Raw genomic sequence first — 9,189 nt, forward strand, 5'->3', positions numbered from 1 at the left:
TGCAGGGTTTAATAAATCTACATGACCTTTCATGGCTTTTTTAACTAACATTCCTCCTGATCCGTTTAATTGATAATCGTATGTGTATGGTGGAGTACCTCCGGTTACATCTCCTTCAATAGTAGCCCCTGTTGCTGGATCACAGGTAACCTCCTTTAATATATTAGCCGTTAAGCCTGTTAATGCACTTGGCTCTGTGATATTTACATTATTTACCGTAACAACACATTCTGTACCTGAGGATGAAACTGTAGAGGAACGAACTTCAACTGTATAGTTTCCTGCTCCTAATCCTGAGTTTACTGTAATTGTGTTTGATGTGTTTCCTGTTACCCAACCTGCTCCATTTATGTTGTAATCAAATGACGTTCCATAATTAGCTGCTGTTATTGTAATCTCTCCATTGGTATCTCCATTACATGCAACTGCTGAACCAACTGCCGTTGCTGTGAATTCTTGATCATCTAATACCACTACTCCAAAACCTGTAATACACCCACTTCCGTAGTTTACTTCAACTGTATAACTTCCAACTGATTGTCCATTGAATATTCCTGTGCTATTAGTAGCAACTGTTCCTCCTGTTGAATCTAACAATGTATAGGTATATGTTCCTGATGGTGTAGGGGTTACTGTAATATTACCTGTACCATCACAATTATATACCACAGTACTTGTTACATTTGGTGCTGATGGTAAACCATTTATAGTTACATTATTTAAATCTATAATACATCCACTTGCGTCTATTGCTCTTGTGTTGTATGTTCCTGCAGGGAGCCCTGTTACTGGATTATTTGCTGCTAATGTATAAGTTGATTCACTATTTAACTTATAATAATATGTATAATTAGGAGTACCTCCTGTTGGTGCTGTATAGGTTATAGTACCAAAGGTAGTTCCTCCAGAGGTGTTACATTCTAAATCAGTTTTTGTTGCACTTCCTCCATTAAGTGGTGCTGGCTCATTTATTACTACATTAGGAATTTCATATAAACACTGATAAGAATTTTTTGATGCCCTTATATAAATGGTATAAGTTCCATCACCTAAACTATCAAAAGCACCTGTAGTGTTCCATGTAGCATTATCAATGCTATATTCTACTGCATATCCTAAATTATCTCCATTAACACTAACATTAATGGTTCCATCTGTTAAACCATTACAAGTTACATCTGTTTCTGAATGAGTAAAAGCTAATTCTGGCTCTACAGTAATTTCTACCGGGTCTGAAATTGTATAACAGTTATTATCATCAATAACAATAAATCGATATATTCCTTCACTACCAACAGGCACATTGTAGGTGTATGGGTTTGTTGCTGGTGTTAAAAACGCAGTATTAGGAATGTCTGATGGGTTTGTATATAAATCTGTTCCCTGACTCGTCCATACAGCAAAATTATAATTATTACCTGACGATGTGTCTAATGTTCCTCCACTTGCAGTTAACTGAATAATTCCGTCTGAACTTCCTGATTCGCAAGTTATATCTTTAGTTTTTAATGCTGTAAGTAATAACTCATCTGGTTCATTAATAACAATCGTTTCTGTAGCGGTACACTGAGGTGTTGTAACTCTCACTGTGTAAGCCCCACCATCTGTAACATTAAAAGTAAAATCGTTATTAGCAGTTGGACCTTCTATTCCTACTACACTTCCACCTTGTAATAATTCATATGTATAATCTCCAGGAACATTATTTACTTGAACTCTTATTTGTGCTGAATCATTAAAACACTGCATAGGTGTTGTAATGACGTCCATATCTATGTCATTTTCCTGAATATTAATAGGAGGAAAAGTATATGTACATGAAGCAGCAGACGCACTACTTACACGGATTGAAAGGTTATAGTTTCCTGCGGCTGTTAAACCTGAAAAAACATTACTATCTTGAAAAGGAGCATTGTAACCTCCAGGACCTGTTAAACTATATTGGTAACCTGCTGGTACATTATTAACAGTTATAGACCCGTCGTTTCCACATAAAATATCCTGTCTAATAAAGGTAGGATTTAAAGTTGCTTTGTACACATTGAAGTAGTAACTTTTAGGGCATCTTCCATCATATAAAACATCTAAACGATATTCTCCAGCATCTTCAAAGTTTCTAGAAAATTCTCCGATTCCTACCTCATTCCATGTACAGCCTGTATTTATATTAGGACATCCTGATTCTATTACATCGGTACAAGAAGATTCATCCAATTTAAACCATTGTACTCTTGTAGCTGAAGAGGTATCAAATGGTAAATTAATAGTTCTAGAACCACTATCACCACATAAGTAAACTTCAGCTAACTCTTCTCCATTACTTGCACAAGTTAATACTTGGTCTGCAAATGGTTGTAATGGATTTGGTTCTGAATTATATCCTACAACATGTATGGTTTCTTCAGCATTTATACATCCTGATGCTGCTGAGGCTATCTTATTAACTGTGTAAGTTCCTTCATTAGTTACATCAAAAGATGGTACTGTAGTAGTTCCTAATAAAGTACCTGAGGCATCTCTCCATTCGTATGATTCAAACCCTGCTCCAGCAGTTAATGTTATACCAGAACCACACATTACTTGTGTCGTTTCAAAAGAACATCCACTTGTATCAACTAAAAAGTTTGAAGTTCCAACAATACCAAAATCACAATCATCTATACCTGCATAACTTGGCTCATTATTAACTACAACTCCTCCTCTAATTCCTTCGTATCTGGCAAAAGCTTGATTTCTAACTTCATTAGAACACACATCTCTTAATTGACTACAGTCTGTTACTACTTGAACGTGCATACGAATGTTATAAAGGGCACCTCCCTCTAAAACCATATTATCTGGTACTGAAATCTCTAATTCAGCTCTATTATCATTAGCTGCGCTTGGTGGATCGTATGCTGTTATAGATACTCCTGGAGGTAAATCTATATCAAAACGTGTTCCATCTGGTGCAACAGAGCCATTTGGTGCTGTAGTTGTTAATAAATCTACATTTTTTGGTAATAAATCTGTAATTATTGTATTTCTAGCATCATCTGTTCCTACATTCTGAAAACTTATATTGTAAAACAATTCACTCCCTAAACCTACAGGTGTACCTTGTATATCATTACCACTAGCATCTTCAATTGTTTTTATCAGTTGTACTTTAGGCTCTATAATTTCAACTGCTAAAGCGTTTAAAAAAGGCCAATAAGTATCTTGATTTGATGTAAACCTAACATGTGCGGATGTTTGGTTATTTGTTATTACACTATTATTCGTATTACGTAACTGATATAAATCAACATCAAAACCTAGAGTATTTTCACTATTAGGTGTTCTTGTTGTTACATACTGGTCATTTCTACTAATAGATCCATTAAAAAAGTTATACCTCCATCTCCTATACGTATTATCCCATGCTCTAGGGTTTACATTTGGTGTATATTGATCTATATATGCACCTGTTCCATCTTCTCTGTTATTTATTTGAAAACTATCCCAATTAATACTTCTGTCTCCTTCTAAGGCTGCAGCTAATAATGTTGCTCTAACTGGTGCTGGATTCGCTGGGTTTGGGCCTACAGGTACTGTTGTAAATCCAGAATATGATAAATCTACATTATTCCCATTACGAACATCTGCAAAACCATCAAAAATTGCTATGTTCTTACTTGACTCTGTTTGGTTTTCATATATAATAACCATTGTCCAACCTCCAGACCCTCCTAGTCCATTAGGGTCATTTCCTCTGGTTGCTCTTATATTAGCTGCGACATAAGTACCATTATGTCCATCAGGATTTACAGTTGCTAACCCTTGAATATCTGAAGTAATATCTTTATAACATATATAAGCAACACCATTATCATAAATTAACTCCCTCTTTGTAACATCACTCGCATCTGCTTGTATATCTTGATAATTTTCTCCTGGTAATTTAAATTTTATTTGATATGGATTATATCTCCTACTTTCTCGCCCTCCCCAAGTTTCGTATGGATAAATACCAGCCCAATACAATCCTGCATATACTACTCTAGAGCAACTTGGTAAGTTCAACTCATCTGAACTTGATGAATCTGTAGATGAATCCCCATCAATGTCAACGTATTGCATATTAACATTTCCGTTTGAATTAGACCCATCATAAGGGTCATCAGAATTATAATAATTCCATCCACTGTCGTATACCCAACCTTCTACACTTAATATATTATTTGATATAAATGTTATATCTCCTTTTATATTTATACCGCCATTTGTTCCATCTGGCTTAACAACTCTTTGGTCAAAATAAGGCGTTGATGGTGGTCTTAATGCCTTCTCTTTAGAAAGTCTTTCTATTAGTTTTTCATAACCTACCGTTTCATCTAAAACTACTTGTGATGGTTTTGATGTTGGTTTTTGTTTCTCCTGAGAAAAGCAAAAAAAGGTTTGTAATACAATTATTAGTAGGGTAATTATTCTCTTCATAATATCAATTGGGGAAATTAATTAATCAAGTTCTTTTATTATATTATTTAATTTGAATGATTGCTTTACGATCATAAAAAGCACCATTTAAATTTGTATTGTACATTTTAATCGCTTCCGATCTATCTGTTGTTTTAAATATATATATATGCATGTAGCCTGTTTTTGGATCTACAAAATAATCTGCATCTATGTCATCGTTTCTTAATTCATCTACATTTCTATCAGCTAATGCTTTCTGAGAATTTACGTATACTCGTAAATAATATCCTGGTGCTACGCCTGCTGCTTCCATTGGGTAAACCCTTGCAGGTGGCTGTGTTTTAGGCTCTTCATAATTTCTAACCTCTCCACCTAAAGTGATTTTAACTACATAAACAGGATCTTTGGTTGTTTTGTTAACTTTTATTGTAGAGTCATCTTTTTTGTCATCGTTCTTTTCAAACAAACGAGTTTTATCATTAAAATCATCTACTTTTTCTTGTGCATCTTCTTCTTTAGCAAAACGATCTAAATACACGTAGTATAATTTTTTCTCTGGTTCAAACACATATTTTGCTTCTATATCTAAACGTTTCCATTTATCTATCAATGCTTCTGCATTTTCCTTGCTTCTAAACTGGTCAGAAATAACATAATACATTGTACCTCCTCCTCCAGAACGTGTTATGGTACTATTACGCCAAGGTTTGTTTGATCTTCTTCGTAATGAAGTATCTTTTGTCTCAGCACTATCTTTAATAATTACAGTATTCGTAATTGTTTTTGGTGCTGGTTGATTTTTTAATATTCTCAACACTTCATCTATCTTTTTATTTAAGATATCGATAGAATCTTGTGCTTGTTGAATTTCGTCTGATAAGTCGTTATGCTCAGGATTTTTATATTCAACTTCTTTTTTCGGAGTTCTTTCTGGTAAATTAACTTTTACATTACCCGTTCTTCTTGTCGGACGTTCTCTTGTATATGTTTTTTTTCCAAAATTATAAATTAGTCCTACCTCATTTGTTGCGGCAAAACTACTTTTTTCATAACTGATTCCTATGGCTAAATTTTCTGAAAGGTTTATTCCAACACCAGCTGAAATTCCATATGTTTTGTCATAACCAGCTTTAACCCAACCTGCTTTAGGTAAATCTACTATAGCGCTCCCTCCAAAACCAAAGTCATCATTCCCTGGTTTTCTAGCGGTTGCTAGGAATCTTACATCAGCTCCTTCAAAAAGCCCTGATGCGTAAGTAAATTCATGAGAGTACATTAGATGTCCCGAAAATGTTTTTTCTCCAAAAGAAGTTGCCATCTCACTTTTTTTAAGATTAAAGTCTACTAAATTCTCGAAAAAGACACCAACATCAAACTTTCCAATAGACAACGTTACTGCTGGTTGAAAATTAACCACAGGATCATCTTGATAATTACTTAAAAAAGTATCGTCATCATCAGTTACTAGAACCTTCCCCCAGTTTAAACTTCTTCTACTATATAAAAAGTTAAATCCAAAAGTTAAATCCATCGTTTCATTTAACTGTAAACGATGTGCATAATTTGCTATAGCTCCAAAATCTTTTACCGACCCTACATCTTGTTGATATACAGCCACTCCTGCTCCAACATTTTCTCTCATTTTCCCTGAATACGTAAGCACATATAAACGGGGATTATCCTCAAAATCTATGTTACTGTTTCTTACTATAGCTGAAAGAGATGTTTTGTTTTCTCGTAATGCAGAAAATGTTGGCACGGTTAAAAAGCGATTAAACTTCATAAAGTTACGAGAACTGAAACTATTATATTGCTGTTCATTACCAGAAGTTTGCGCTTGTATAACAAACACATTTAATATCAATATAATAAGTAAGGTAATTTTTCTAATCATGCTAACTTTTTAGTGTAAAACAGATATCGTTCCAGCTTTAATCAATTTGTCTTCTCTTATTATTTTATAATAAAAAACTTTTTGATTTCCTAAATCTTCTGTTGGCCAATCATTTTTGTACTCAGTTGTTTTTAAAATCTCTTTACCATTAGCATTATACAACATTACAGTTACTAGTGGTTGAAACGCATATTTGTTTGATATCTTCCATGTGTCATTTTTACCGTCTCCATTAGGAGTTAAGGTGTTGGGTACTATAATTTGATCATCTGGCTCTACAACTTCTACCGTTCTTGTTACCGAACAGGCCCCTACTTTTACTAATACTGTGTAAAAACCTAGCTCTGTTACTTCTAACTGTTCTGTTGTTGATAATGTGGTTCCTGATATACTCTCTCCTTGATACCACTCATATGACTCTCCCCCTGCTGCTGTTATAGTTGCTGAACTTCCTTCCTCCATTACCACAATCTCAGAAGGAGTAATGGTTACCGCAGAATCATCAAACATCACTACGTTTATAGGCTCTAGTTCATTATCACAACCAAAACCTGAGTATCGCAATACATACTCGCCTACCTCTGTTACTGTTAATGTTTGTGGGTCTGCTGGGGTAACATCATCCGTACCATCTTTAATCCATTGATACGTATAACCTGCTGCTACATTATTTATTGTATAAGTTATAGAAGAACCAGCACAAAGTGAGTTTGAAGTTGATGTGCTTCTTATTTCGGGTACTTCAGCCAACTTAACATCTAATTCATTAGACACCCCTTCTACACCATTAAAACTTGCTTTTAATGTATATGTACCATTATCTAAATGCGAATTAACTTTGTATTCGCTTACTGTTCCTCCTGTTGACACATTATTTTTATACCATTCAAAACTTAGTAAAGCTATTTGATCTGATGTTAGATCATACATATCTCCATTTTCTACCTCTGCCTTAACCCCTACTATACTTAACTCTGTACTTCTAGTATTACATTCCTCATAGTTGGTTTCCACTCTAATAGTTGGTTCAAATGATGTTACGTTTAACAATGTAAACTTTTCAGAATCAACTATATCATCACAAGCTGAACCTGTACTCTTTGTTACTCTTGCATAATATACCCCTGCTGTAGCTGCATCTATGCATAACTGATTCCTAACAGCAGTTCCCATAGTTACATCATCTCTATACCATTCTATAGTAACTTCTGAGGGGTCAGCATCATGTGTAATACACAATTCTTTTTTTTCACCAAATAAAATAATTCTTTCTAAGGCTCCAACATTCGTTACTGTAAAACCTGCTGTAGTTTGTTGTTGTAACACTACATCGTTTGACTTGGTAGTACAGGTTCCTGTATCAATTACCAAATGATACGTTCCAAACTGCCCTGTTGTTGGTGTTGTATAGGTTGAAGAATTAGATGATTGTACTAATTTATTGTCTAAGTACCAATTATAGGTTAAACCTGAACGATTTGTGTTAGCTTCAAAAGTATGTGACTCATCTCCACATATTTCTACGGTTGAAGGCCCTTTAATTTGTTTGGCTGTATTATCTAAGATAATTACATTAGATATTGTAGACTCTCTAAACCCACAAGCTCCATAATCAATTTTCACTTCATACTTTCCAGATAAAGTGACCTCTAGTTTAGGTTCCGTTGTAGTGGTAAATAATACATCATCTTTGTACCATTCGTAATTACCATTCTGATTAGTATTTAATATAAGTTCTGCTGATCCACTATCACAAAGTACAACATCATCATAATTATTTAAAACTAAAGTATCTGTTGAAAATTTATATGCTGCAAACGAATCTGAATCTGGACTGGTCATTACTGGTGAACTAGCAACCAAACGTATCTTGTAATTAGTTCCGTAAGTATTATCAGGCAATTGAAAAGTTCTAGAAAAAGTATATGAAGAATTTTCAGTGGTTACTGTACCTACATTGATCGGACTTCCCCAATTTCCATCTGCATCAGATAATTCTATCGTAAATACATTATTGGAGTTAAAATCTGAACCCGAGTATTTAAAAACCACATTAAAATCTGTAGCTGCACCATTACAAGCATTAGAAAACTGAATCTCAGGCTTAAGCAGCGTCTGAGATACAGCACTTGTTGCACAAAACAGAAGTGTCGCTAAAAGTAATAAAATGCTTTTAGTGTAATTTTTCATCTAAGGGATCCTTTAAGGGGTGTCAAATTTATAGTTTTTCTTAACAAAAACGGTATTAAAATTAACAAAATTTAACGCCGAAATATATAAAATCTATGTGTAACCCACAACTAAAGTTTTAACCTCCTTCTTTTTTCTACTTTTTTTAAAAAAAGGTCTTCCATTTTATATAAAAAAACCTTTCTTTGTTATTGAAAATATGCTATACTTTACATACCACTACATTACATGTGGTTAAAAAATTGTATCATCAAGTTTAACCCCGAAAAGCACGCTCTTAAAAAGTATTGGACGTGCAAAATTTATGTATTATGAAAAAAAACTCCTTTTACATTTTAGGTGTATTACTATACCTATGTACAAATTCTTATGGGCAAAATATTAATCTCAGTAACTCTTTTTTAAAACAATTCCTTTTAACTAAGAGCTCTGATTTAACCATTGGCTCTCACAAACCTGAAATCATTGATTTAAACAATGATGGTGAGATTAGCATTACTGAAGCCAGTTATATAACAGAAATAAATATTTATGCATACAACCAAACACACAACATATACAACTTAACTGATTTACCAAACTTTCCTAATCTTGAAGTTTTAATCATTTCTAAAGGAACAGGTAACTTAGGAAAATCGATCGCTAAAGGATTGACACTAAACAAT

Annotated in this window: 2 protein-coding genes and 2 pseudogenes; 1 reads left to right on the forward strand and 3 read right to left on the reverse strand. The window is 33.9% G+C overall.

The genetic code is table 11. The annotated features are described in order from the left end of the window. The 3 genes and pseudogenes from OU788_RS11100 to OU788_RS11110 all read right to left on the reverse strand — a co-directional run. Nucleotides 1–4,458: pseudogene (locus OU788_RS11100) on the reverse strand (hypothetical protein); the annotation flags it as partial. Nucleotides 4,459–4,501: 43 nt separating this feature from the next. Beyond that, on the reverse strand, nt 4,502–6,334 hold the full coding sequence (locus OU788_RS11105) for a PorP/SprF family type IX secretion system membrane protein (RefSeq protein WP_274635232.1): 1,833 nt from the start codon (nt 6,332–6,334) through the stop codon (nt 4,502–4,504). 9 nt (nt 6,335–6,343) lie between these two features. After that, on the reverse strand, nt 6,344–8,524 hold the full coding sequence (locus tag OU788_RS11110) for a T9SS type B sorting domain-containing protein (RefSeq protein ID WP_274635233.1): 2,181 nt from the start codon (nt 8,522–8,524) through the stop codon (nt 6,344–6,346). A 311-nt stretch (nt 8,525–8,835) separates the two neighbouring features. Here OU788_RS11110 and OU788_RS11115 point away from each other — a divergent pair. Continuing rightward, nucleotides 8,836–9,189, forward strand: a pseudogene (locus OU788_RS11115) (hypothetical protein); the annotation flags it as partial.

The organism is Tenacibaculum sp. L6 (genome assembly GCF_028823685.1).
Taxonomy (GTDB): Bacteria; Bacteroidota; Bacteroidia; order Flavobacteriales; family Flavobacteriaceae; genus Polaribacter.